This window comes from Gammaproteobacteria bacterium (assembly GCA_029882975.1).
Lineage (GTDB): Bacteria > Pseudomonadota > Gammaproteobacteria > SZUA-152 > SZUA-152 > JAJDNG01.
In genome coordinates this window covers 69,540-92,386 of record JAOUJW010000019.1, presented here as the reverse complement: position 1 = coordinate 92,386, position 22,847 = coordinate 69,540, and the positions used below count along the sequence as shown (strand labels likewise).

At 48.5% G+C, this 22,847-nt stretch carries 18 protein-coding genes; 15 read left to right on the top strand and 3 right to left on the bottom strand.

What is annotated here, in order from left to right:
• The first annotated feature begins 438 nt into the window (after nucleotides 1-438).
• From rimP to galU, 8 genes are all read left to right on the top strand, one after another.
• On the top strand, nucleotides 439-894 hold the full coding sequence (rimP, locus tag OEY58_14445) for a ribosome maturation factor RimP (GenBank protein MDH5326652.1): 456 nt from the start codon (nucleotides 439-441) through the stop codon (nucleotides 892-894).
• Between the two features lie 78 nt (nucleotides 895-972).
• On the top strand, nucleotides 973-2,472 hold the full coding sequence (gene nusA, locus OEY58_14440; protein ID MDH5326651.1) for a transcription termination factor NusA: 1,500 nt from the start codon (nucleotides 973-975) through the stop codon (nucleotides 2,470-2,472).
• A gap of 16 nt (nucleotides 2,473-2,488) precedes the next feature.
• Nucleotides 2,489-5,107: a translation initiation factor IF-2 gene (gene infB / locus OEY58_14435; protein MDH5326650.1), complete on the top strand. Its 2,619-nt coding sequence runs from the start codon at nucleotides 2,489-2,491 to the stop codon at nucleotides 5,105-5,107.
• A 32-nt stretch (nucleotides 5,108-5,139) separates the two neighbouring features.
• A complete protein-coding gene (gene rbfA / locus OEY58_14430) occupies nucleotides 5,140-5,511 on the top strand; it encodes a 30S ribosome-binding factor RbfA (protein ID MDH5326649.1) in 372 nt (123 codons plus the stop codon).
• 29 nt (nucleotides 5,512-5,540) lie between these two features.
• Nucleotides 5,541-6,461, top strand: a complete 921-nt coding sequence (truB, locus tag OEY58_14425; GenBank protein ID MDH5326648.1) for a tRNA pseudouridine(55) synthase TruB — start codon at nucleotides 5,541-5,543, stop codon at nucleotides 6,459-6,461.
• Nucleotides 6,462-6,637: 176 nt separating this feature from the next.
• Entirely contained in the window at nucleotides 6,638-6,904 is a 267-nt protein-coding gene (rpsO, locus tag OEY58_14420) for a 30S ribosomal protein S15 (protein MDH5326647.1), read from the top strand.
• A 61-nt stretch (nucleotides 6,905-6,965) separates the two neighbouring features.
• The gene (gene pnp, locus OEY58_14415; protein ID MDH5326646.1) at nucleotides 6,966-9,056 is read left to right on the top strand and encodes a polyribonucleotide nucleotidyltransferase; all 2,091 of its coding nucleotides are present in this window, start codon (nucleotides 6,966-6,968) and stop codon (nucleotides 9,054-9,056) included.
• Nucleotides 9,057-9,099: 43 nt separating this feature from the next.
• Nucleotides 9,100-9,981, top strand: a complete 882-nt coding sequence (gene galU, locus OEY58_14410; GenBank protein MDH5326645.1) for a UTP--glucose-1-phosphate uridylyltransferase GalU — start codon at nucleotides 9,100-9,102, stop codon at nucleotides 9,979-9,981.
• Between the two features lie 49 nt (nucleotides 9,982-10,030).
• On the opposite strand, the gene OEY58_14405 is transcribed toward galU, so the two are convergent.
• Entirely contained in the window at nucleotides 10,031-12,706 is a 2,676-nt protein-coding gene (locus OEY58_14405; GenBank protein MDH5326644.1) for a response regulator, read from the bottom strand.
• A gap of 240 nt (nucleotides 12,707-12,946) precedes the next feature.
• Here OEY58_14405 and cysM point away from each other — a divergent pair, with 240 nt between their 5' ends.
• Nucleotides 12,947-13,840, top strand: coding sequence for a cysteine synthase CysM (gene cysM / locus OEY58_14400; protein ID MDH5326643.1), 894 nt, complete (start codon nucleotides 12,947-12,949; stop codon nucleotides 13,838-13,840).
• Nucleotides 13,841-14,048: 208 nt separating this feature from the next.
• Nucleotides 14,049-14,330, top strand: coding sequence for a hypothetical protein (locus OEY58_14395; protein ID MDH5326642.1), 282 nt, complete (start codon nucleotides 14,049-14,051; stop codon nucleotides 14,328-14,330).
• A gap of 65 nt (nucleotides 14,331-14,395) precedes the next feature.
• Here the strand turns inward: OEY58_14395 and ettA are convergent, their stop codons facing one another.
• Nucleotides 14,396-16,069, bottom strand: coding sequence for an energy-dependent translational throttle protein EttA (gene ettA, locus OEY58_14390; protein ID MDH5326641.1), 1,674 nt, complete (start codon nucleotides 16,067-16,069; stop codon nucleotides 14,396-14,398).
• 190 nt (nucleotides 16,070-16,259) lie between these two features.
• Between ettA and prmB the strand changes: the two genes are divergently transcribed.
• From prmB to OEY58_14375, 3 genes are all read left to right on the top strand, one after another.
• Nucleotides 16,260-17,159 carry a 50S ribosomal protein L3 N(5)-glutamine methyltransferase gene (gene prmB / locus OEY58_14385; GenBank protein MDH5326640.1) on the top strand — a complete coding sequence of 300 codons (900 nt, stop codon included), beginning with the start codon at nucleotides 16,260-16,262 and terminating at the stop codon, nucleotides 17,157-17,159.
• Nucleotides 17,160-17,246: 87 nt separating this feature from the next.
• Nucleotides 17,247-17,774: a porin family protein gene (locus OEY58_14380; GenBank protein ID MDH5326639.1), complete on the top strand. Its 528-nt coding sequence runs from the start codon at nucleotides 17,247-17,249 to the stop codon at nucleotides 17,772-17,774.
• Nucleotides 17,764-19,026 (top strand): Ig-like domain-containing protein, encoded by a 1,263-nt coding sequence (locus OEY58_14375; GenBank protein MDH5326638.1) that lies wholly within the window; start codon nucleotides 17,764-17,766, stop codon nucleotides 19,024-19,026. The genes OEY58_14380 and OEY58_14375 overlap by 11 nt, the downstream gene beginning before the upstream one ends.
• A gap of 113 nt (nucleotides 19,027-19,139) precedes the next feature.
• Here the strand turns inward: OEY58_14375 and OEY58_14370 are convergent, their stop codons facing one another.
• Entirely contained in the window at nucleotides 19,140-19,496 is a 357-nt protein-coding gene (locus tag OEY58_14370) for a thiosulfate oxidation carrier protein SoxY (GenBank protein MDH5326637.1), read from the bottom strand.
• A gap of 454 nt (nucleotides 19,497-19,950) precedes the next feature.
• On the opposite strand from OEY58_14370, the gene nirB reads away from it, so the two are divergent.
• Both nirB and nirD read left to right on the top strand, forming a co-directional pair.
• On the top strand, nucleotides 19,951-22,389 hold the full coding sequence (gene nirB, locus OEY58_14365; protein ID MDH5326636.1) for a nitrite reductase large subunit NirB: 2,439 nt from the start codon (nucleotides 19,951-19,953) through the stop codon (nucleotides 22,387-22,389).
• Between the two features lie 8 nt (nucleotides 22,390-22,397).
• The gene (nirD, locus tag OEY58_14360; GenBank protein ID MDH5326635.1) at nucleotides 22,398-22,736 is read left to right on the top strand and encodes a nitrite reductase small subunit NirD; all 339 of its coding nucleotides are present in this window, start codon (nucleotides 22,398-22,400) and stop codon (nucleotides 22,734-22,736) included.
• The last annotated feature ends 111 nt before the right edge of the window (nucleotides 22,737-22,847 follow it).

The window sequence follows — 22,847 nt, the reverse complement described above, 5'->3', positions numbered from 1 at the left end:
CGCTCGAAGGTCGCAGGTTCAAATCCTGCCCCGCTATCAATCGAATAGAAGATATGGATAGTGCCCGAGATGAAGTCGGGCTCAGCTTTTGCCAGTCGCAGACATTGGACATGGATGTGCAGGTGTCGCGGAGCGCAGGAGCGCGAGAGCGGCCGCTCGAAGGTCGCAGGTTCACATCCTGCCCCCGCTATCGAAGAGAAGAGCGAAACCGCGAACCGATGTGCGGTTAAGAAAAACAAACGCCGGACCCACGAGTCGGGCGGTGGAAGAAAAGGCCTCAACATCGAGGCTTTTTTTTTAGGAGTCGGAATTTTACCGGAGCCTCTGTATGGTATTACCTTTGCGTTTAACGCACTTGCGGTTATACTATTAAATGGACAGAAGCAGTGTTTTGGAGGTGGGCCTTGGGCCCATTTTTTATTTACGGGTGATTGGGATATGCGTACGGCGCCGGATAAAGTACTTAATCTGATAGAGCCTGCGGTTTCGTCACTCGGGTTCGAATTTGTGGGTGCTGAATATCTACCGTCCGGGAAACATTCCGTGTTACGGATTTATATAGACCACGAAAACGGTGTGACTTTAGATGACTGCGCTAAGGTTAGTCACCAAGTCAGCGGTATTCTGGATGTGGAAGATATCATCCGGGGGCAATATAACCTGGAGGTGTCTTCGCCCGGACTGGATCGACCCTTGTTTACCAAGGCGCATTTTCAGAAGTTTGTGGGCAGTCAGGTCAAGCTGGTTTTGGCCGTAGCGGTAGATGGACGGCGTAAATTCCAGGGAATCCTGGAGCAGTTTGATGGCGTCAATGTGGTACTTGACGTTGATGGCAGTACAGTGGAACTGCCGTTTGAGAATATTGATCGGGCAAATTTAATTCCGGTCTTTTAATAATTTTGAATGAGATCACCGACCTGGGTAAACCGGTCGGTAATTGCGTGAATAGAGCAGGCGTAGAGGCGGATTGCCATGAACAACAAAGAAATACTACTTGTTGTAGATGCTGTGTCCAATGAAAAGGACATAGACAGAAAAGTTATTTTCGAAGCCGTTGAAATCGCATTGGCTACGGCGAGTAAGAAACTTAGCTCGGAAGATGTTGACGTGCGAGTTAGTATTAACCAGAAAACCGGTGACTATGACACCTTTCGCCGCTGGTTGGTTGTCGCCGATGATGTGGAAGAGTTGGAGCACCCGCAACGCGAAATTCGGCTAAGCGACGCTTTGCAAAAGGATGCTTCTGTTGAGGTCGATGGCTATATCGAAGAACCGATGCAATCCACGGTGTTCGGTCGAATTGCGGCACAAACCGCTAAGCAAGTTATAGTGCAAAAAGTACGCGAAGCAGAGCGGGCCCGGGTGGTTGACGCCTTTAAAGACCGGGTAGGTGAGCTCATTATGGGCGTTGTCAAACGGGTAGATAAAGGCAATGTGATCCTGGACTTGGGAGATAATGTCGAAGCCATTGTTTTGCGGGAAAATATGATTCCTCGTGAAGCCGTGCGACCGGGGGACCGATTGCGGGGTTATTTGAAAGAAGTGCGCGCCGAAACTCGCGGCCCGCAATTGTTTGTGAGTCGCACAGCGCCGGAACTGCTCATCGAATTGTTTACTCTGGAAGTACCTGAAGTAGGTGAGGGCTTGATTGAAATTCTAGCGGCAGCGAGAGATCCGGGTTCCAGAGCCAAGATTGCAGTGAAAACCAACGACCCCCGTATCGATCCGGTGGGTGCCTGCGTGGGGATGCGCGGTTCACGGGTTCGTGCCGTATCCAATGAGTTGGCTGATGAACGGGTGGACATAATTTTGTGGGATGAAAATCCAGCTCAATTTGTGATCAATGCCATGTCTCCTGCAGAAGTGGTTTCCATTGTGGTGGATGAAGATGCCAATTCCATGACCATTGCGGTGGAGGATGATCAATTGTCCCAAGCCATTGGCCGAGGGGGACAGAATGTACGTTTGGCGTGTGAATTAACCGGTTGGGAATTGAATGTTATGTCGGAGGCTCAGGCTTCCGAGAAAAGTGAAGCGGAGCAAAAGGAAGCTCAGGGTTTGTTCCAGACCCATTTAGATGTGGACGAGGAAGTTGCCTCTATTTTGGTACAGGAAGGTTATTCCAGTATCGAAGAGGTGGCCTATGTCCCATTGAACGAAATGCTGGAAATCGAAGAATTCGATGAAGATATGGTGCAGGAATTACGCAATCGCGCCAAAGACGTCTTATTGACGCGAGCACTGGCACAGGAAGAGGAGGTCACCGAACCGGCGGACGATCTGTTGAATATGGAAGGTATGGATTCCGGTTTGGCACAGTTGTTTGCCAGTAATGGGATTGTCACCATGGAGGATTTAGCGGAAAGATCCGTGGACGATTTGCTGGAATTGGGTGAAATTGATGAAGAAAAGGCTGCCAAGTTGATCATGACGGCACGGGAGCCATGGTTTGCCGAAGAACAGCAAGGCTGAATTGCTGGGGGAATATATGCCAGGTGTAAGTGTTAAACAGTTAGCAAATGTATTAGGAGTGACCGTCGAGCGCCTGCTGTCGCAGTTTAACAAGGCAGGGATGGAGATGGAAAATGAAAATTCTACGGTTTCGGATGATCAGAAAGTTCAACTGTTGAACTTCCTGAGGGATTCCCATGGTAGCGATACGCAGCAGGGCACCAGCGAACCGAAAAAAATAACACTGCGTCGTAAAAGCGTCAGTGAGTTGAGGTTACCAGTTAGCGGTACGGGACGTGCAGCTCAGGGTAAGACCAAAACGGTTAGCGTGGAAGTGCGTAAGAAAAGGACCTATGTTAAGAAAAGCGAGGTCATCGCCAAAGAATTGGAAAAAGAAAAACAGCGTCTAAAAGAAGAGAAGCTGGAAGAAGAAAAGCTCAAGGCGGAACAGGACGCGGCTGAACAAATACGCAAGCAGCAAGAAGCCGAAGCCGGAGTAGAAGTCACCGCGGCGGCAGAACCCGAGGTGGAAGCTCAGGAAGCCCCGGTAGAAGAACCGGTTGCTGAAGCAAAAGAATCCAAGAAGTCCAAGAAATCCAAAAAACAGGAAGATGAACCAGTGGTTGAGGCGCAGGCCGAAACCGAAGCGCCGGCCGAGAAGGTTGTAAAAGAGACCAAAGTCACTCCAGTCCCTGTAGTACCAACGGTGGCGACTGAAGAGAAAAAGGCCAAGGATAAAAAGCCCAAGAAAGAGAAGGATCGTAAAGAGAAATCCACACGCTATGGACGTGAAGAGTTGCACGTGGATGTGAGCAAGTCCGGTAGACGCAAAAAGAAAGGTCCATCCGGTTCTGCCCGCCACGCTCAACCAACACACGGTTTTGAAAAACCCACGGCACCCTTAGTGTATGAAGTCAGTATTCCGGAAACCATCACAGTAGCTGAGTTGGCCCAAAAAATGTCCATAAAAGCCGCTGAAGTTATTAAAGTGCTAATGGGAATGGGTAGCATGGTGACCATCAATCAAGTGCTGGACCAGGATACCGCCAGCGTTGTGGTGGAGGAGATGGGACACACGGTTAAGTTGCTGAAAGCCGATGCTATTGAAGACGATTTGGCTCAAGAGGTGGAAACAATCGGCGAAAAAGTTCACCGAGCTCCTGCCGTCACTGTGATGGGACATGTAGATCATGGTAAAACCTCTTTGCTGGATTATATTCGTAATTCCGCTGTGGCATCCGGTGAAGCCGGTGGCATCACCCAGCATATTGGTGCTTACAATGTCAAAACCGACAAGGGTTACATTACCTTTTTGGATACGCCCGGTCATGCGGCCTTTACGGCAATGCGTGCTCGAGGTGCCAAGGCGACGGATATTGTCATTCTGGTGGTTGCGGCGGACGACGGTGTAATGCCCCAGACGAAAGAAGCGATTCAACATGCCAAAGCTGCCCAGGTACCCATGGTGGTAGCAATTAATAAGATCGATAAAGAAAATGCCAATCCCGATCGGGTGAAACAAGAATTGGTCGGTGAGGAAGTGGTTCCGGATGATTGGGGCGGTGACACACAGTTTATTAACGTCTCAGCTCATTCCGGTGAAGGCATAGAGGAATTGCTGGACGCCATATTGCTGCAAAGTGAATTATTGGAGTTGTCAGCCGTTAAAGACGCGCCCGCCAAAGGGGTCATTATTGAATCCCGCCTGGATAAGGGACGTGGTCCGGTGGCCACTATCCTGGTGCAAACAGGTACTTTGCGTAAAGGTGATGTGTTGCTGGCCGGTCATGAGTACGGCAGAGTTCGTGCCTTATTAGACGAAAAAGGTAACTCTGTGGATGAGGCCGGGCCTTCCATTCCCGTCGAGGTGCTGGGTTTATCAGGAGCACCTACGGCCGGCGATGAAGCTATTGTCGTAAAAGATGAGCGCAAAGCTCGGGAAGTGGCCATGTTTCGCCAGGGCAAATTTCGTGATGTTAAATTGGCACGGCAGCAGGAAGCTAAACTGGAGAATATGTTTTCACAAATGGAAGAGGGCAAGCTCAACACCCTTAACTTGGTGGTGAAAACGGATGTGCAGGGTACTTTGGAAGCTTTGTCCGATGCCTTGATTAAACTGTCCAACCAAGAAGTGGAAGTGAAGATTGTCGCCGGTGGTGTTGGCGGAATTAACGAATCCGATGTCAACTTGGCAGTCGCCTCCAATGCTATTGTAATTGGCTTTAATGTTCGCGCAGATGCCATGGCAAAACGCTTGATAGAAGAAGAGAATATCGATTTGCACTATTACAGTGTCATTTATGACGTAATAGAAGAAGTCAAACAAGCGCTTTCCGGTATGCTGGAGCCGGAATTTAAAGAAGAAATTATCGGTCTGGCTCAAGTACGGGATGTGTTTAGGTCTCCCAAGTTGGGTGCAATTGCCGGGTGCATGGTTATCGAAGGTGTCGTGAAACGCAACAATTCCATACGTGTTCTGCGAGACAATGTGGTCATCTATGAGGGTGAACTGGAATCCTTGCGCCGCTTTAAAGATGATGTGCAGGAAGTTCGAGCTGGAACGGAATGCGGAATAGGCGTGAAGAACTACAATGATGTGCGCGAAGGTGATCAGATTGAAGTTTACGAACAAGTGCAGGTCAGACGCACTTTGTAAATGACGTATTCTGTAAAGTAATTGGTGATGTAATGGCGCGCGAATATAGTAGACTCAACCGGGTTGCGGATGAGATCCAAAAGACTCTGGCCTTGTTGCTGCAAAACGAAGTCAAAGATCCCCGTATTGGTATGGTGACGATTACTGCGGTGCGGGTATCTAAAGAATTTGAAAACGCCAAAGTGTATTTTACGGCGATGGGAGATAAGGAAACCGTAGACAATACGGCAAAAGGTTTGACGGCGGCTGCAGGATTCCTGCGCTCGGAATTGGCCAAACGGTTGCGCTTGCGAACCACTCCGCGCCTGGTATTTGTATACGATGCTTCAATTGAAACCGGAAATCGTTTGTCTTCCCTTATTGATTCAGCGGTGTCATCCGATGAGGATGACACCCTTGATTGATTTTCCGATCGATCTAATTCAGTGTGGATGTGACAGTGCCTAGAAAGCAGAAAGGCCGGGAGGTAACCGGCATCGTCTTACTGGACAAGCCCAAAGGCCTAACATCCAACAAAGCTTTACAAGTAGTAAAGAACCTTTTTGGTGCTCGCAAGGCAGGTCATACCGGCAGCCTGGATCCTATTGCCACCGGCATGTTGCCCATTTGCCTGGGTGAGGCCACTAAAGTGTCCGGCTTTTTGCTTGAGGCAGATAAAGCTTATCGTGCAGTTTGTCAGTTAGGGGTTACCACAAGCAGCGGTGATGCAGACGGAGAGATTGTGCAAACGCGGCCCGTGCAAGGCGTCGATGCAGCGCGATTGGAGCAAGTGTTACACACTTTTGTCGGCGAAATTTCGCAAATTCCACCTATGCACTCGGCTATAAAACAAAATGGTGTACCTTTGTACAAATTGGCACACCAGGGATTGGAAGTGGAGCGGAAGCCTCGCCAGGTAAAAATTCATACGCTTACTTTGAGCCGTCTGAATCGGGGTGTGTTTGAGATTGAGGTAAAGTGCAGCAAAGGCACTTATATACGTACATTGGCTGAGGATATTGGAGAGGCACTAGGCTGCGGTGCGCACATTGTGGAATTGCGGCGTACCCAGGTAGGGCCCTTGTCGGGGCCCTTATGGACCCTGGAACAGATTCAGGATATGCCGGGTTTTACCCAACGGGATGAGATTTTATTGTCTACGGACATGGCCTTAGAAGATTTTCCCAAAGTAGAATTGAGCCCGGATGCCACCTACTATCTGCGCAAAGGACAGGCGGTGTTCCTGCCCAGAATGGGCGCAACCGGCTTGGTGCGGCTGTACAGTGGTAATGGCGAATTTGTGGGTATGGGGACCGTTTTGGAAGACGGTCGAATAGGCCCCAAGCGTTTGATGAATCAGGTTAAAATGAGTTAAAATTCGCCCCCAATCGGAACAGAATTGCGGTCCGGAGGAATTGGCTAGATGATGTTGTTAAATCCTTCATAAGTCCTAAGGTTTAGAGCTTTGTAAAGAAAGGAAATTTTGGAACAATCTGCCAAAACAGATTTTTTATTGATATGAATGAAATTAGACTTTAATAGGAGTTTTCAATGTTAACTGCTGAACAAAAAGGCCAGATCGCACAGGACTACGCGCGGTCCCCCGGTGATACCGGTTCCGCCGAAGTACAAGTCGCCTTACTAACGGCTAAAATCGAAGATTTGTCCGGTCATTTTAAGTCCCACATACATGATCATCATTCGCGTCAGGGTTTGCTGCGCATGGTAAGTCAACGCCGTAAATTATTGGATTACCTGAAAAAAACAAACCTAGAGCGCTATCGTGAGTTGATCAGCCGTTTGGGTCTGAGACGCTAAGCGTCTCAGCACAAACCCCGGCAGGCCGGTTAAACTATTAAACCTTTGAGGAACCCCCCAAGTGATGCCCACTAAGAAAGTTGTCAAATACGGTGAACACACCCTTACGCTGGAAACCGGTGAAATTGCACGCCAGGCCAGTGGGGCTGTACTAACAAGCATGGGAGATACAGTGGTGCTGGTCACCGCTGTCGCCATGAAAGAGGCTGATGCAGGCAAAGATTTTTTTCCGCTGACGGTCAATTATCAGGAAAGAACTTATGCTGCTGGTAAAATCCCGGGTGGGTTTTTCAAACGCGAGGGGCGTCCCAGCGAGAAAGAAACCCTGACCAGTCGTCTGATCGATCGCCCGATCCGCCCTTTGTTCCCCGATGGTTTTACCAATGAAGTGCAAATCGTTGCCACGGTGGTTTCCTTGGATCCGGAAATTGATCCTGATATTCCCGCTATGATTGGCGCATCTGCTGCTTTAGCGTTGTCCGGTGCGCCTTTTAACGGTCCCATCGGCGCTGCCAGAGTGGGTTATATCGATGGTAAATTCCTGCTCAATCCTTCCAAGACTCAATTGGAGACCAGTGCTTTAGACTTGGTGGTTGCCGGCACCCACAATGCCGTATTAATGGTTGAATCCGAAGCCAAAGAGTTGCCCGAAAAAACCATGTTAGATGCAGTTGTTTTTGGTCATGAACAATTACAAACCGTGATTAAAGCCATCAGCGAATTCGCCAAAGACGCCGGTGCCGAGAGCTGGGACTGGCAAGCTCCAGCGGTGGATAACAGCATCTTTGACAAAGTAGCTGCCGTAGCCCAGGCGGATTTTGTTGCCGGCTACAAAATTAAGGTAAAGCAGGATCGTTATACACACCTGGGTGGAGTACGAGATAAAGTACTGGCGCAATTGTGTCCCGAGGGTGACGAATCAGCTCTGGACAAAGGCAAAGTACGTGAAGCGATCGAAAAACTGGAGAAATCCATTGTTCGAGGTCAGATTATTGCCGGTGAACCACGTATTGACGGACGTGATACCAAAACCGTACGTAACATTAATGTCAGGACCGGCGTGATTCCACGTACACACGGTTCGGCCTTGTTTACCCGCGGTGAAACTCAGGCTTTGGTCGTGACGACCTTGGGGACGGCCAGAGATGCGCAAAACATCGATGCCATTGAAGGTGAGCGTAAAGAACACTTCATGTTGCACTATAATTTTCCTCCTTACTGTGTAGGTGAAACCGGCATGGTGGGCAGTCCCAAGCGCCGTGAAATCGGTCATGGCCGTTTGGCCAAGCGTGGTGTGGCGGCGGTCATGCCGTCTAATGAGGCTTTCCCTTATTCCATTCGAGTGGTATCTGAAATCACTGAATCCAACGGTTCCAGTTCCATGGCTTCTGTTTGCGGTTCCAGTTTGTCCTTAATGGATGCCGGCGTACCTATCAAGGCGCCGGTTGCCGGTATCGCTATGGGTTTGATCAAAGAAGGCGACAAATTTGCAGTCCTGACCGACATCCTGGGTGATGAAGATCATTTGGGCGATATGGATTTCAAAGTGGCGGGAACCGAGTCCGGTGTGACCGCTTTACAAATGGATATCAAGATCGACGGTATCACCAAGGAGATCATGCAGAAAGCTTTGGATCAAGCCAAAGACGGTCGCCTGCATATTTTGAAGAAAATGAACGAGGTTATTTCCGAGACTCGCCCCGAAATGTCCGAATATGCACCTCGTTACATTACCTTGAAAATCAATCCGGACAAAATTCGTGATGTCATCGGTAAAGGCGGTGCGACTATTCGTTCCATTACTGAGGAGACCGGAGCCAGCATCGATATCAGCGAAGACGGTACGGTGAAAATTGCTTCAGTTGACAGCGCTGCCGGTGAAGATGCTAAAAAACGCATCGAACAAATTACCGCGGAAGTGGAAGTAGGAATGATTTATGAAGGCAAAGTCTCAAAGTTAATGGATTTTGGCGCCTTCGTTACTATACTGCCCGGTAAAGACGGTTTGGTGCATATATCGCAAATCTCTCATGAGCGCGTTGAAAATGTCAGCGATAAGTTAGCCGAGGGTGATACCATTAAGGTGAAAGTCCTTGAAATAGACAAACAGGGACGAATACGTTTAAGCATGAAAGCGGTTGACGCAGCGTAACAAAAAAGGGCTGTTTTCAGCCCTTTTTTTATAGGAGTTTAAGATGAGCGTTATCAGAAAAGCCGTTTTTCCCGTCGCCGGGTTAGGAACGCGGTTTTTACCGGCTACCAAAGCAAACCCCAAGGAAATGCTGCCCATCGTGGATAAACCGCTAATCCAATATGCGGCAGAGGAGGCGATTGCGGCTGGAATTCGTGAGCTCATTTTTGTAACCAGCAGCAGTAAGCGAGCCATTGAAGATCATTTCGATAAGAACTATGAGCTGGAATCCGAGCTGGAGAAAAAGCAAAAAACCCAACTATTGGAAATCGTGCGTAATGTTGTACCCGAAAACGTCAGTTGTGTTTATGTGCGCCAACCCGAAGCCTTGGGCTTAGGCCATGCGGTACTCTGTGCTAAACATGTTGTCGGGGATGCTCCATTCGCGGTTATCCTGGCGGACGACTTAATTGACGGTGGCGACAACGGTTGCATGACCCAGATGGTTTCCCAGTTTCAGAAACACCGTTGCAGCATTTTAGGTATTCAGCAAGTCGACAAAGATGAAACCGATAAATACGGTATTATCAAAACCGACTCCATGGAAACGGGTATTGGCGTAGTGGAAAAAATCGTGGAAAAACCCAACCCGGCGGATGCACCTTCAAACCTGGCCGTGGTAGGTCGCTATATTCTCACGCCGCGAATCTTTGAATTACTCACCAAAACCCAACGCGGCGCCGGCGGTGAAATCCAACTCACCGATGCCATTGCCGCCTTGTTGCAAGAAGAAAGCGTCATGGGTTACCGTTTCAGTGGTACCCGCTACGACTGCGGCAGCAAAATTGGCTACCTGCAAGCTACCGTGGAATACGCCCTAAAACATCCCGAACTTAAAACCGAATTTCTGAATTATCTGAAAACCTACTGCGTGCCCAACCTTTAAAAGTGGCAATGTGTCCGAGCCGCTAATTTGCAGCGTGGTGTAACCGGTCCTACCGCAATAAGCGATCAATTTCAGAATACACCGAATCGATGTATTGCTCGACTTGTTCCATGTCTTTTGATTTGGTGGCCGCTTCCAGTGAAGCCAGAGCGGATTGGAGCTGGGGGATGTCGCAATAGGCTACCGCGCCGTGCATTTTGTGCGCGGTTTCAAACAAGGCCGAGATATCCAAGGAGGATAGGGCTTTTTGTAAGGACTTTTTAAATCTTGGCAGTTCCTCCAGTAACATATTCAACATATGAGCCTGGAAATTTTTTTGCATCGATCCATTCGTTTGCACGGTTTTCCGACCAGAATCCGGTTTACACAGTGTCAATATGGCGTTGATGAGTACGTCTTCATTGACCGGTTTGGTTAACACCCGATTGATACCCGCTTTCACAAAACTTTTTTGGTCATCGGGTAGGGCGTCAGCGGTCAAGGCGATAATGGGTAAGTTTTTGTTCGTGTTGGTGGAGGCGCGAATTAATTTGGTAGCCTCAATACCGTTTAGCTCCGGCATGTGAATATCCATTAGGATCATGTCGTAGTGGTCACTATTGAATGCTTCCAATGCCTGCTTACCGTTTTCAACCAGTTTGAATCCGGCGCCCGCCTGCGTCAGTAAATGCTCGATCAGTTTGGAATTGATGCGATTGTCTTCGGCGACTAATAGGTTCAAGCCTTCCAGCGCTTGGTTTTGAGTTGTGATGCTGCTGAGCGGGTGTTTTTCTTTTGCCGGATAAATCGTGGTGCGGGGGATTTGTTTTTCCACCAGCAAGCTATGGAGTATATTAAACAGTTCTTTATGTCGCGGTGGTTTGGACAAACAGGTACTGATGCCTTTGGACTTTAGTTGCATGACCAAATTATTGTCTATGCTGTTCACCAGGCTGACCACAGGTGTATCCATGGCACAGATTTCCGTGAAAGAGGTGCTGAATATCTCGGGATTCATTTCCAAATAATTCAAACTGAGTATGATCAGGTCGTAAGTATTTGGGGAGGCATTATCCAATTGCTTTTTGAGATCGGCCAGGTTGTCGGCAAAATAGGTTTTGATATCCCAATTGGTGAGCAGGTTTTGCAAAGCTTGCCGTGATGATTGATTGGTTTCATACAATAACACCTTATATCTTTGCAGTGCCTTGGACTTGTCAAATTTTTCCGTATCCAGCAATTTGCTTTTCTGAGATAGGGCGTTAACGAATGTGAACCAAAACGTGGAACCGACCCCCAGTTTGCTGGTAAAACCAATTTCTCCCTGCATGAGCTCCGTTAAGGACTTGGAGATGGCCAAACCCAAACCCGTACCACCGTATTTACGTGTGGAAGAGGAGTCCACTTGCTCGAATGTGGAAAACAATCGATATTGGTCTTTGTCCGCAATCCCTATTCCAGAATCGGAGACGCTGATTTTTATAACGGCTTTGTCATCATAGCTGTCATCCAGCATGACACGCACCACGATGTCCCCGCGCTTAGTGAATTTGATGGCATTACCTAATAGGTTAGTTAAGATTTGTCGAACTTTGGTCTCATCCCCTTTGATTGCCAGGGGAACGTCATTGTAGATCATGCAAGTCAGGTCGAGATTTTTATCATATACGCTGGGCATGAGCAGGGACAGCACGTCTTCTACACAATTGCGCAGATTATAGTGGTTGTTTTGCAGTCGAACCTTGCCTGCCTCGATTTTGGATATATCCAGAATATCGTTGATGATAGTTAAAAGATTGTCCGAGGATTTTTCTATGGTTTGGATCAGGTCCAACTGTTCCGGGGATGGAGAGGATTTTTTTAGTAATTTTATAAACCCAATAATTCCATTCATAGGAGTACGTATCTCGTGACTCATGTTGGCCAGAAATTCGGACTTCACTTTGCTGGCGAGCAGCGCCTGTTGCCGGGCCACAGCCAGTTCCTTGTTCTGGTGTTCCACCATGTGAATCGAGCTGAGTAAATCCGTTGTCGCTTGATCCACCTCCTTTTTTAGTTCGTCCCGGGAACGTTTGAGGGATGCTGCCATATTTTTAATACTTTGTTCCAGGGCTAACAATTCGCCATGGGCGCCGCTGTCGAAGGTGAGCTCTAAGTTTCCATTGCTAATCATTTTGGCGGCGTCGGAAATAGTGGAGATAGGATAGGTTACTTTTCGATTGAAATAGGATACCAATAGGTAACAAGCAAAAAATAAAACTGCCGAGGTGCTGGTTGTAAAGGCAATAACCGTGAACTTCTGTGCACTGACACCTGCCCGGGAGAATTCCACAATGGACCAACCTATAGGGGTAATGTCCTCTGACGGAAAATGGGAAACCGGAATATAAATGGGTTTCATGAAAAATACGCTCTCATCACTGAGTGCTTTGCTGTGGCTGCGTTTTTTGCCAGGTGAACGTAATAATATGGATCCGTCTGTATTCGTCAGTGTAACTGAAACCACATCTTGCTCATTTGCGGCGGACTGGGTGATGGGTTGTAGAATGGCGATATCTTTGGCAGCGAGACCGTAAGAGCTGGCTGATGCAATGTGCCGAGCCAGGGTTTCTCCGCGCAGGCTCAATTGGTGATCCAGGTGTTCACTCTCCTGATAACTGTAAATTCCGCCCAGTACAACAACGATTAACCCTGCCGGGACCAGGGATAGGGTAAAAAACTGTTGCTGTATAGTGAGCTTAATCATGTCATTACTTTTGTTGGGTTGTTGCTGACCCGTTAAACTATTCTATCAATACTGTAACGTTTAAATCATTTTGACTTTATCTTATTGAAAAATCTAGCGATTACTTTGGGTTTTTGTACGGATTCTAAGAAAGCCCCCTAGGTGAATAAAACGCCTTCTTGTGCCCCGAGTTTCATTTTAAACATAAAGCAGATTAAAATCATGATTCTAAATACACGGTAAAAGGAAAAAGGGTATCCGATGGAATTTCCAACAATTGAAGCGTTTATAGGCAATACCCCTTTGGTGCGGTTGCAACGTTTGGCTGACGGCAACAAGGGCAATGTGGTATTGGCTAAATTGGAAGGGAACAACCCTGCAGGGTCCGTTAAGGACCGACCGGCGATGAGCATGATTAACCATGCGGAAAAACGCGGTGAGATTTCTCCTGGGGACACCTTGATTGAAGCCACCAGTGGCAACACGGGTATTGCTTTGGCGATGGCGGCAGCCATTAAGGGGTATGAAATGGTACTGATAATGCCTGAGCATATGAGCCCTGAGCGGCGGGGAATCATGAAAGCTTACGGTGCACGTATCATATTGGTAACCCAGGAAGAGGGCATGGAAGGTGCCAGAGACTTGGCCAAATCCATGGCAGCCGCAGGTGAGGGTAAAGTGTTGGATCAGTTTGCCAATCCGGATAATCCGCGAGCCCATTATGAAGCGACGGCAGAGGAAATATGGCGCGATACTCAGGGCTCCATCACACATTTTGTCAGTTCCATGGGCACCACAGGAACCATAATGGGGTGCTCCTCATATTTGAAAGAAAAAAATCCTGAGATTCAAATTGTGGGTGTCCATCCTGCGGAAGGCGCCAGCATACCGGGGATACGGCGCTGGCCGCAGGAGTATCTACCCAAAATCTATGATGCCCGGCGTGTGGATAGAATCATGGAAGTCACGCAGGAGCAGGCGGAGCAAACCACACGTGCCTTAGCGGCGCAAGAAGGCATTTTTGCCGGTATTTCCAGTGGCGGAGCCATGGCTTCGGCTTTGGCTTTGTCGCAGGAGGTGGAGAGTGCAGTGATTGTCGTGATTATTTGTGACCGTGGTGACCGGTATCTTTCGACGGGGGTTTTTCCCAACTAGGGCGTTTTGGTGCGGTCGGCACTTTGTCACACAAAATATTGATATTTTGCAGCGAATGTAAGCTTTATTTAGTGCTATCTTTTAAGAAACCTCTGATTAATCTTGGGTGAGTTTGAAGATTCTCCTTGCTAAACACGGAGTTTAATCAGAGGTTCCAAATAGACACACCTTTTTGACCGATTCTTGAGTCTGTGGAATAGGAGGGACCATGTTACCCGAGTTGGCACCTGCAGTAGGACAATGGTATCGCAATCACCAAGGTTTGGTTTTTGAAGTCGTGGCTATGGACGAAGAAGAAAACCAGGTCGAAATTCAGTATTTCGGTGGCGATATCGACGAGTTGGATTTAGATAGCTGGGAGGGCTTGGTTGCAGAGGCTGTAGAGCAACCGGAGGATTGGTCGGGGCCTTACGATGAGATGGAAAAGGATGATTTGGGTTTCGATGACACCGGTAAACGTCCGTTTATGTCCTTGGATGATTTTGAATAGTTGTCATTTATGAGCGATAAAACCGGTGGTTTGTCACCACCGGGTTTTATGCAATACGCATTCTCTTAGCTCGTCAGTTTTTTGTATCTAATCCGGTGCGGTTGATCCGAGTCCACTCCCAGACGTTTTTTACGGTCTTCTTCATAGTCCGCGTAGTTGCCTACAAACCAGGTCACCTGGCTATCCCCTTCAAAAGCCAGAATATGTGTGGCAATACGATCTAGAAACCAGCGATCATGGGAAATAACCACTGCACAGCCCGGAAATTCCAATAATGCTTCTTCCAATGCACGCAGGGTTTCCACATCCAGGTCATTGGTGGGTTCGTCCAACAGCAGCAGGTTGCCACCGGATGCCAACAATTTAGCCAGGTGGACGCGGTTTCTTTCACCGCCGGACAGATCGCCCACGCGTTTTTGTTGATCCGTACCTTTGAAATTGAAGCGGCTGACATAGGCTCTGGAATTGATCTCCAGATTGCCCACCAACATATTGTCATGGCCTTCGGAGATTTCTTCCCACACGGTTTTGTCGGCCGCCAGGGAATCGCGGGATTGGTCCACATAAGCGATCTTGACCGTCTCGCCGATGCGAAGCTCGCCGCCGTCAGGATGCTCCTGTCCGGTGAGCATACGGAACAGGGTGGTTTTACCTGCACCGTTAGGCCCAATAACACCCACGATTCCGCCTTTGGGGAGATTAAACGTGAGTCCTTCCACCAGAAGTTGGTCGCCAAATCCTTTTTTAAGATCCTTGGCTTCAATGACCAGATCGCCTAGGCGGGGACCGGGAGGAATAAACAGTTCATTGGTTTGATTGCGTTTTTGGAAATCTTGATTGGCAAGGTCTTCGAATCGAGCCAGACGGGCTTTGCTTTTGGCGTGGCGACCCTTGGGATTGGAGCGTACCCATTCCAACTCGGCCTTCATCGCTTTGATGCGGGCGTTTTCCTGACGTTCCTCGACTTCCAGTCGTTTTTCTTTTTGTTCCAACCAGGAGGAATAGTTGCCCTCCCAGGGTATGCCGTGGCCGCGATCCAGTTCCAAAATCCAGCCTGCCACATTGTCGAGAAAATAACGGTCATGGGTTACAGCGACAACCGTGCCGCTGTAATCGTGTAGGAAGCGCTCCAGCCACGCTACCGATTCGGCATCCAAGTGGTTGGTGGGTTCGTCCAACAGGAGCATATCGGGTTTGGAGAGTAACAGTTTGCATAGGGCGACGCGGCGTTTTTCTCCACCGGACAAATTTGCCACACTGGCCTCCCAGGGGGGCAGGCGTAAGGCATCGGCGGCAATTTCCAAGGTGCGATCCAATTCCCAGGCGCCTGCGGCGTCAATAGCGTCCTGTAGTTTGCCTTGTTCTTCTAAAAGCGCATTCATTTCATCGTCAGACATGGGTTCGGCAAACTTCATGCTGATCTCGTTAAAGCGGTCCACCAATCCTTTAATTTCCCGGATGCCGTCCTCCACATTGGCGCGCACATCCTTATTTTGGTCCAGTTCCGGTTCCTGGGGTAGATATCCTACTTTTATACCGGTTTGGGGGCGGGCTTCGCCCAAAATGTCGGTATCGATTCCGGCCATGATACGCAACAAGCTGGATTTTCCCGAACCGTTTAAGCCTAATACACCGATTTTGGCGCCGGGGAAAAAAGACAAAGAAATATTTTTTAAAATTTCTCGCTTGGGTGGAACGATTTTGCCCACATCGTTCATCGTGTATATATATTGAGCCATTAGTAGTTGCAGTTCCTCGGTCGCATCAAACAAGCGCATATAATAGCGTTACCCAAAGCGATTTCAAGTGTCAGGTGTACCTATTGATTCTCGGCAAAAATTGGGCAGGGTTCACAGCTTGCGACGTCGGCCTAGGTTCTAAGCAGTGGCAATGTTAAAATTCCACAACTTTAATTGTAGGATAATGACAATGAAAATGTCCGGAGACGAACTCGAGACGCTGACCACTATGGGCGATATGGTACGCTGGGGCGCCAGCCGTTTTAATGAAGCCGGTTTAAGTTACGGTCATGGCACGGATAACGCTCTGGACGAGGCCTATTCACTGGTAAGATTTGCTCTACATCTTCCTCATGACATTCCTGCATACATGCTTAACAGCCACCTGAGTTTGGCAGAACGCAAGCAGGTATTGGATTTGCTGTGTCAGCGAGTGGAAACTCGATTACCCGCACCGTATTTGACTCACGAAGCCTGGTTTGCCGGATTGGCTTTTTATGTGGATCAACGCGTGCTTATTCCCCGTTCACCCATCGCAGAGTTGATCCATGATGGTTTTGAGCCCTGGATAAACTCATCACGGGTAGAGGATATTCTGGATTTATGTACCGGATCGGCCTGTATCGCCATTGCCTGTGCGCAAGCATTTCCCGATGCGGCGGTGGTTGGGACGGATATCAGCGCTGAGGCATTGGAAGTCGCCCGCATCAATATTGACCGCTATGACATGAGGGATCAAGTGCGCTTACAGGAATCGGATGTATTTGCCGCCCTGGAAGGGGAATTTGATGTCATTGTCAGCAATCCTCCCTACGTGAATCGACAGGATATGGAGGCCCTCACGGAAGAATTTCGACACGAACCCGGTTTGGCACTGGCTGCAGGGGGCGATGGTTTGGATATTGTGAAACGCATACTCAGCGATGCCGCCCGATTACTTAAACCCGAAGGCATTCTGGTGGTAGAGGTGGGCAACAGCTATCCTGAGTTGCTGGAGCAATACCCCCAACTGGATTTTACCTGGCCGGAGTTTTCCCATGGTGGTCATGGGGTGTTTATTCTAAGCCGGGAACAACTGCAATCGCTATGATATCTCCCGGGGAAAGCATGATATAATGCGATACCGCTGCTGTTATTTCTAAAACAGAATTGTAACTTATTGATTGTGCAGGTGAAAATGAAGTTAATTAAAATGAAGGGATGGGTGCTGATCCTATTGTTTCTCAGTTCTCCCATCATGGCGGCAGGTAACAACTCCCGACCTTATATTGAGCTCGATTATGTGCGTAACACAGTTGATATTTACGGCACGGAATTTAAGCCCAAAATGACCAAACTCAAGGGAGGCTATTATTTTTGGGATAAAATTGCACTGGAACTGCAATACTATGATAGTGGTAACGACTCGGTCGGAGGCCGAGATCTTGAAATAGAAAAGATGATAGGTTATTTCTTGCGCTTGGATTCGGATGTCCAGAATCGGGTTCGCATATATGTGTTGGCAGGACAGATAGAAACGCGTTTGGTCTATACGGGAGTCACCAGTGATTCCATTGATACCCAAGATATCGCCTTTGCCATTGGTGCGGAAGAGAAACTACAGGCCTATCAAAATGCCTACATCACCATTGAATACGGTCGTTTGATGAGTGATGAAGTGATTAACATTAAAGAACTGAGTTTGGGTATTCGTTTTGATTTCTAGAAGCTTTGCAATTATTGTTGCCGTACTTTCTTTAGCGGCTTGTGACAACGAAGGCGATACACAAAGCTTTGGGCAGAGTGTATTGCTGGATCAGTTGGGTATTACCAGTATTACTATTGCACCACAAAATACGGTTACTGAAAGCCCGGCCGGTTCGGTTTATTTATCGATTAACGATACTGAGCCATTAATAGCAACAGGTCATACAGTCAATGGTACTTCCGTGGTTATTTCAGACAAAGTGACCTGGAGTTCCAGTTCCTCCATTGCCACTGTCAACAGTAGTGGGTTACTGACCACGGGAGCCAATGCAGGAGTGGCTACAATCACGGCAAAATTGAGCACTCTGGTTGGTACTCAAGATATCAATGTCTCTGCGGCAACAGCACCTGCGATTGCTTTTCGACAAAATGGATCGGCAATTTCCACGCCTCCCTTAAGTGTGGATGTGTGTCGCAACGTGCAATTGGATGCGGTCGCAACTTATTCTGACTCCATCCGCTTGGTTACCAATAAAGCGGTTTGGAGTGTCAGTGTTGGTGATCAAGCCAATATACGGGTGAGTAACGCTGTGGGAAGTAAAGGTTTGCTTGGGACTTCGCAAGCCACTGCTGCTGCATCTTATCAAATTACCGCCAGCCTCAGTGGTACTGCCAGTGGCAATTTATCCATTAATGCATCCGGTGGCCCGAGTACTATTCAAGTGAGCCCTGCCACCGCAACCCTGGCCGTGGACACCACTCAGGATCTTCTTGCTAAAGGCGTGTTTGCCGGTGTGACTGAAGACATTACTCAAAATGTCAGCTGGAACAGTGCTCAGCCGAGTATCGCCACGGTTTCTTCTACCGGGATGGTAACGGGGATTTCGGGTGGCGATAGCAATATCACCGCCTCTTGTGGGGGTGTCACCTCTGTGCCGGCGGTTATGACAGTGGACGGTGAAACGCAATTGGTTTACGTGGAAATAGACCGCAGCAATATTGCTACGCACTATTTGTCGTTGAGTCTTAATGCTACTTATCAATTAGATCTCATTGCTCATTACCGCAATGATACCACTGACAATACGGTTGGCGTGGATGCGGACAGTACATGGGTCGTGCAAACCTTACCCACCCAGGCAGAGGTAATTAGGATCGATAATAATACAGGTCCTACAAAAGGGACCATTACCGCCATAGCTGCGGGGATAGCTGAAGTGGTAGTAACCCGCGGTACCAAGTCCGACAGTATCGTGGTAGTGGTTCAATAAAATGATACTTTGTTGATACGGGGGCACGATTTTTGTGCCCCCGTGGGCCAAATGTGCTGCCACACGGTCCAGTTGACCGCCATCCTAACCGCTGATTTCAAGACACCATCCAATCAACACCCACCGGAGCTGGTCACTTTCACATGGGTTGATGCCGTATATGCCCCATCGCTTGTTTCAACAATCACAGTTATGGTTGAGGCGCGTTCCAGTTTAATCCGGGTACTTATATGTAAGTGACTGTCTGAATCACTGGTAAAGCCGCTGGAGTCAAACACCGCTACCAATGGGTGGGTGTTATTGTCTGCAATAATGCTGACCCGCGTAGGATTTGGTAATTGAGTTTTTATGTTAATGGGGACTACGGCTTTGTTCTCTGCAATCGCCGGAGCCTTCAACTCTATTTGCGATGATGTTTCCGGTATAAAGCCTAATAAGATGTAGTACACATCGGTTTTCTCTGTTGCCATGAACGCTGTCTCCGCGACTTCAGCGTAGCTGTTGTGTTGGCAGAATGCTAATAATATCGTTATGACGAAACCACGTTTGTTGAACATCGGCAGGCCTCCATTGTTATTGCTCGTTGTTATTGCTTTTTCCCTGTATTAGGGGCTGTAGTCATGGTAGATGCCAATAAGCAAATGCTTATCACCTCAGTCTTAGCGTATTGTCATTTCTTTATCAGATACGGTTTCCGTTTTTATTGGCTTTCCTACGGCTCCATCCTGGAGCAGCGCCACAATCGGTGCACTTTACTGGTGCACTCCATGTAAATCCCTGGATTGAAGAAAATCTCTTAACGTACTGTAATTACGTGAAAAATTGTCTATTGAGAAGGTGGCACAAGGGTTGCTCCCACTAGAGATAAAGTAAGGTAACTCGGATTGATTGAGTTGCCGCAGATTCCATTGCAGGGGAGTGTACATGAAAGAAAAACTGGTGCTGGTCGGCAACGGCATGGCGGGGATGAGGACCATAGAGGAATTGCTCAGTCTCGCGCCGGATCAATATGATATCAGTGTATTTGGTGAAGAGCCTTACGGTAATTACAATCGCATTCTGTTGTCGCCGGTATTGTCCGGAGAAAAACAAATTGACGATATCATACTCAATACGGAGCAATGGTATAAAGACAATAATGTCACCTTACATAAGGGAACCCGGATCGATCGCATTGATCGCAAACAACGGGCGGTGATCGGTGCTGACGGCCGTGCCTACGACTACGATCGTTTGCTGCTGGCTACCGGTTCAACCCCGTTTGTCATCCCTATGCCCGGTCATGATTTACCCGGGGTGCTTACTTTTCGAGACATTAAAGATGTTTTGAATATGATGGATTACTCAAAGACCTATAAGCATGCCGTTGTTATCGGTGCCGGATTGCTGGGTTTGGAGGCGGCACATGGCTTAATGCGTCAGGGCATGCATGTTACCGTGGTACATTTGGAGCAGACCATCATGGAGCGGCAGCTGGATGAACAGGCCGGGGCAATGTTACAAAAGCACCTGCAACAACAAGGCCTGCAATTTTTAACCGCAACACAAACAGCAGCTATCGTTGGCGAATACCGGGTTAAAGGAGTTCGTTTTACCGACGGTTCAGAAATTGCGGCTGACTTGGTTGTTATGGCAGTGGGTATTCGCCCCAATATCAGCTTGGCGCAGAGTGCCGGGATTTATTGTGATCGAGGTGTTGTGGTTAATGACACCATGCAAACATTTGATCCGCGCGTTTATGCAGTCGGAGAATGTGTGCAGCATCGTGGTGCCACCTATGGATTGGTTGCTCCTTTATTTGAACAGGCTAAAGTCTGTGCCAATCATCTGGCGAATCTGGGTTACTCTCGTTACATCGGATCTTTAACGTCCACAAAGCTCAAAGTAACCGGTGTGGATTTGTTTTCTGCCGGTGATTTTACCGGTGACGACAGCACTGAGTCCATTGTAATGCAGGATGCGGCAGCCGGGGTCTATAAGAAGCTCATTTTGAAAAATAACAAACTGTCAGGTGCGGTCTTATATGGCGATACCATAGACGGTGCCTGGTATTTTCAACTAATGCGTGATGGAACCGATGTCAGCGATTTTCGGCAGCAACTCATGTTGGGGCAGTCGCACTTGGGTGATTCGGGGCATGGCGGAAAAAATGCGGCCATGGCTATGGATGATTCCATGGAAGTTTGTGGCTGTAATGGTGTGTGCAAAGGGACGATTGTTAACAGCATTGTAGAGAAGGGCTTATTTACTGTGGATGATGTTCGGGCGCACACCAAAGCATCCGGCTCCTGCGGTTCCTGTACCGGATTAGTGGAACAGATCCTGGCTTCAACCCTTGGCGGGGATTACTCGGCTGCTCCGAAAGAAAAAGCGGTATGTAAATGTACAGAGTTCACCCATGAAGCTTTGCGCAACAGCATTCGAGCGCAGCATTTGACATCAGTGCGCCAGGTAATGGATTTCCTGGAATGGAAGACGCCTGATGGTTGTGCCACGTGTCGGCCGGCAATAAATTATTATGTACTGGCTTACTGGCCGGCGGAAGCAAAGGACGATCCTCAATCTCGATTTATTAACGAAAGAGCCCATGCCAATATCCAAAAAGACGGTACCTTTTCCGTGGTACCCAGAATGTGGGGTGGACTGACCAATCCCACCGAATTGCGCGCCATCGCCGATGTGGTGGATAAGTTTAAGATACCGGAAGTGAAGGTTACCGGGGGGCAGCGTATCGATTTGTTTGGGGTCCCCAAGGAACAGCTCACAGCGGTGTGGGCGGATCTCAACGCCGCAGGAATGGTTTCGGGACACGCTTATGGCAAGGCCCTTAGAACCGTGAAAACCTGTGTGGGCAGTCAATGGTGTCGTTTTGGTACTCAGGATTCCACCACTATGGGGGTTGAGTTGGAACGCATGAGCTGGGGTTCCTGGATGCCTCATAAGTTTAAGATGGCGGTTTCCGGTTGTCCCCGTAATTGCGCTGAAGCCACCATCAAGGACTTTGGGGTGGTGGCGGTGGAGTCCGGCTGGGAGCTTCATGTGGGTGGTAATGGAGGGGTGAAAGTTCGGGCCACGGATTTGCTGTGTAAAGTACAAACCGAAGCGGAAGTGATGGAGTATTGCAGTGCTTTCATCCAATTGTACAGGGAAAATGCCAATTACCTGGAACGCACCGCACCCTGGATAGAGCGAGTAGGTTTGAGCTTTGTGAAACAGCAGGTGGTGGATGATGCAGCTACGCGAAAGGCCCTGGCAGAGCGCTTTCTGGAGTCACAAAGGATAGTACAAAAAGATCCTTGGTCGGAGCGCGCCGGCGGTGGGGTAGAGACTCAGGAATTCGTACCATTGATGAAATTAGGGTGAAATCAAAGATGTATGCTGAAGAAAAATTGGATTGGATATACGTGGGAAAACTGGATGACATACCCATGCTGGGTGCACGTGTCATCAACACCGATGAGGGTGATATTGCCATATTTAGAAACAGCAAGGACGAGGTGTTTGCCTTACGCGACCAATGTCCTCACAAAGGGGGGAAGTTGTCCCAAGGCATAGTGCATGGACGAAGCGTAACCTGCCCCCTGCATAACTGGGTTTTAGGTTTGGATGATGGGGAAGCTAAAGGACCGGATGTGGGTTGTGCGCAGCGGTTTGCAGTTAAATTGGAAGGGGATTGCATAATGTTGTGTCTTACTCCCGGCGGCAATTAACCATATAAAAAGTAATTGAAATGGGGCGGAGATTAACTCTCTGTCGTAATGCCATTTTTTCGGCGCGGGAAAATCGGCGGATTTTGTCCTATCGCATATTTAGGCTATAGT

What these genes read in the sequence shown, in the direction of transcription:
- rimP (MDH5326652.1), top strand. Translation starts at nt 439, where the DNA reads ATGCGTACGGCGCCGGATAAAGTACTTAATCTGATAGAGCCTGCGGTT.
- nusA (MDH5326651.1), top strand. Translation starts at nt 973, where the DNA reads ATGAACAACAAAGAAATACTACTTGTTGTAGATGCTGTGTCCAATGAA.
- infB (MDH5326650.1), top strand. Translation starts at nt 2,489, where the DNA reads ATGCCAGGTGTAAGTGTTAAACAGTTAGCAAATGTATTAGGAGTGACC.
- rbfA (MDH5326649.1), top strand. Translation starts at nt 5,140, where the DNA reads ATGGCGCGCGAATATAGTAGACTCAACCGGGTTGCGGATGAGATCCAA.
- rpsO (MDH5326647.1), top strand. Translation starts at nt 6,638, where the DNA reads ATGTTAACTGCTGAACAAAAAGGCCAGATCGCACAGGACTACGCGCGG.
- galU (MDH5326645.1), top strand. Translation starts at nt 9,100, where the DNA reads ATGAGCGTTATCAGAAAAGCCGTTTTTCCCGTCGCCGGGTTAGGAACG.
- OEY58_14405 (MDH5326644.1), bottom strand. Translation starts at nt 12,706, where the DNA reads ATGATTAAGCTCACTATACAGCAACAGTTTTTTACCCTATCCCTGGTC.
- cysM (MDH5326643.1), top strand. Translation starts at nt 12,947, where the DNA reads ATGGAATTTCCAACAATTGAAGCGTTTATAGGCAATACCCCTTTGGTG.
- OEY58_14395 (MDH5326642.1), top strand. Translation starts at nt 14,049, where the DNA reads ATGTTACCCGAGTTGGCACCTGCAGTAGGACAATGGTATCGCAATCAC.
- ettA (MDH5326641.1), bottom strand. Translation starts at nt 16,069, where the DNA reads ATGGCTCAATATATATACACGATGAACGATGTGGGCAAAATCGTTCCA.
- prmB (MDH5326640.1), top strand. Translation starts at nt 16,260, where the DNA reads ATGAAAATGTCCGGAGACGAACTCGAGACGCTGACCACTATGGGCGAT.
- OEY58_14380 (MDH5326639.1), top strand. Translation starts at nt 17,247, where the DNA reads ATGAAGTTAATTAAAATGAAGGGATGGGTGCTGATCCTATTGTTTCTC.
- OEY58_14370 (MDH5326637.1), bottom strand. Translation starts at nt 19,496, where the DNA reads ATGGCAACAGAGAAAACCGATGTGTACTACATCTTATTAGGCTTTATA.
- nirB (MDH5326636.1), top strand. Translation starts at nt 19,951, where the DNA reads ATGAAAGAAAAACTGGTGCTGGTCGGCAACGGCATGGCGGGGATGAGG.
- nirD (MDH5326635.1), top strand. Translation starts at nt 22,398, where the DNA reads ATGTATGCTGAAGAAAAATTGGATTGGATATACGTGGGAAAACTGGAT.